The sequence below is a fragment of the Thermomonas sp. genome, from assembly GCF_025993755.1.
GTDB lineage: Bacteria > Pseudomonadota > Gammaproteobacteria > Xanthomonadales > Xanthomonadaceae > Thermomonas.
This window is the reverse complement of the sequence record NZ_JAMQHN010000070.1, coordinates 1-1,786: the sequence shown is the minus strand read 5'-3', so window position 1 is coordinate 1,786 and position 1,786 is coordinate 1. Positions and strand designations below refer to the sequence as shown.

Annotated in this window: 2 protein-coding genes; both read right to left on the bottom strand. The window is 68.5% G+C overall.

Features of this window, described 5'->3' with window-relative positions; genetic code table 11:
- On the bottom strand, positions 1–1,097 hold a 1,097-nt coding region (locus Q0X16_RS04925; RefSeq protein ID WP_297831342.1), incomplete at its 3' end, for a peptidylprolyl isomerase.
- An 8-nt stretch (positions 1,098–1,105) separates the two neighbouring features.
- Positions 1,106–1,786, bottom strand: a 681-nt coding sequence (gene lptD / locus Q0X16_RS04920; RefSeq protein WP_297831340.1) for an LPS assembly protein LptD, incomplete at its 5' end; no start/stop codon positions are given.

The window sequence follows — 1,786 nt, the reverse complement described above, 5'->3', positions numbered from 1 at the left end:
GCGATGCTGTCCACCACCGCCTGGAACTCCGGCGCGAAGGTGCCCGGTCCGGTCCAGCCGAGGTCGCCGCCCTCGTTCTTCGAGCCCGGGTCGTCGGAGACGGCACGGGCGACGGTGGCGAAGTCGTCGCCGGCGAGGATGCGCTGGCGGATGCCCATGATCTTCTCGCGGGCGGCATCGCTGTCCAGCACCTCGTTCGGTGCGATGAGGATGTGGCGCACGTGCACCTGCTGCTCGATGATCGGCTCGCCGCCACGCCGGTCATTGAGCCTGACCAGGTGGAAGCCGCTGGCGCTGCGGATCGGCGCGGCGACCTGGCCCTTCTGCAGCCCGGGCACGATGTCGGCGAACAGCGTGGGCAGCTCGTCGCCCTTCTTCCAGCCTATGCTGCCGCCCTCCAGGGCCTGCTGGCCGTCGGAATTGGTCACCGCGAGCTGGGCGAAGTCCTCGCCCGCCTGGAGCCGCTGGTAGAGGCCATTGGCCTTCTTCTCGGCGGCGGCGATGACATCGGGAGTCGCCGTGGGTGACACCGCCACGAGGATCTGCGAGATGTCGTACTCCATGTTGGAGGATGCCCGGCCGGCCTGGCGGGCCAGGTACTCGTCGATCTCCCTGGGCGTGACGCTGATGCGCGCCAGCACGTCGCGCTGGCGCAGCTGCTCGATGGCGATCTGGTCGCGCATCTCGCGGCGGTACTGCTGGTAGTCGAGGCCCTCGCCGGCCAGCACCTGGGGCAGCTGGGCGATGGTCACGTTGTTGCGCTGGGCGATGTTGGCCAGGGCGTTGTTCAGCGTCTCGTCGGAGACCTGGATGCCCACGCGCTCGCAGCGCTGCAGCTGGATGCGGTTGATGATCAGGCGCTCGAGGACCTGTGGCGCCAGCGAGCGTTCCGGCGGCACCTTGGTGCCCTGCGCCTCGAGGCGCCGCACGATGCGCTGGGTTTCCTCGGCGAGCTCGCTCTTCAGCACCACGCCGTCATTGACCACGGCCGCGATGCCGTCGATCAGCTCGCCCCGCGAGGAAAGCTCCCGGTCCTGGGCGTGAGCCATGACACCTGGCAGCAGCGCCAGGGCCAGAATGGTGATGCGGGATAGCATGGTGCGGATCAATCGGCCTCGTAGCCCAGAATACCACGTTCGAGCTGGCGGCCTGCCGGGTCGCCGACGTTGGTCAGGCCCTTGAGGATCAGCTGCACCGCGATGGCGGTGTCCGAATCGCCGGTGCGGCTGGCGATGTAGTCGCGATAGACGACGCGGAAGCCCCAGCAGCAATTCTGGTACTCGAAGCCGACGAAGCGTTCCAGCACCTCGTTGTCGCGCAGCGAGTAGTCGTAGCGGCCGACCGCGCTCCAGCGGGAGCTGAGCGGCCAGGCCGCGGAGACGTCGACCTCCTCGAGGCTGTCGCGGCGGTAGCGGTAGGCGGCGTTCACCACCCGCTGGCCATCGCGCCGGTACTGCAGCGCCAGCTGCGTGCGCTGCGTCCTGCCGCTGTCCGCACCCCACTGGTAGCCAGCACCCAGCTTCCAGTACTGGTTGAAGGTCACGCCGAGCTCTGCCAGCCAGTCCGAGGCGTTGCTGTCGACCGGCCTGTCGCCCGGCAGGGTCACGTCCTGCTTGCTGAAGAACCGGGTCTGGCCGATGGTGGCGGTCAGGTATTCGCCACCGCCGGTCGCGTCGAGGACGCGGCTGGTCAGGCCGAGGTTCAGCTGGTCGGTATCCCCGACCCGGTCGTAGCCGAGGAAGCGGTTCTTGCGGAACAGCTGCACGAGGTTGAAGTCCGGCTGGAT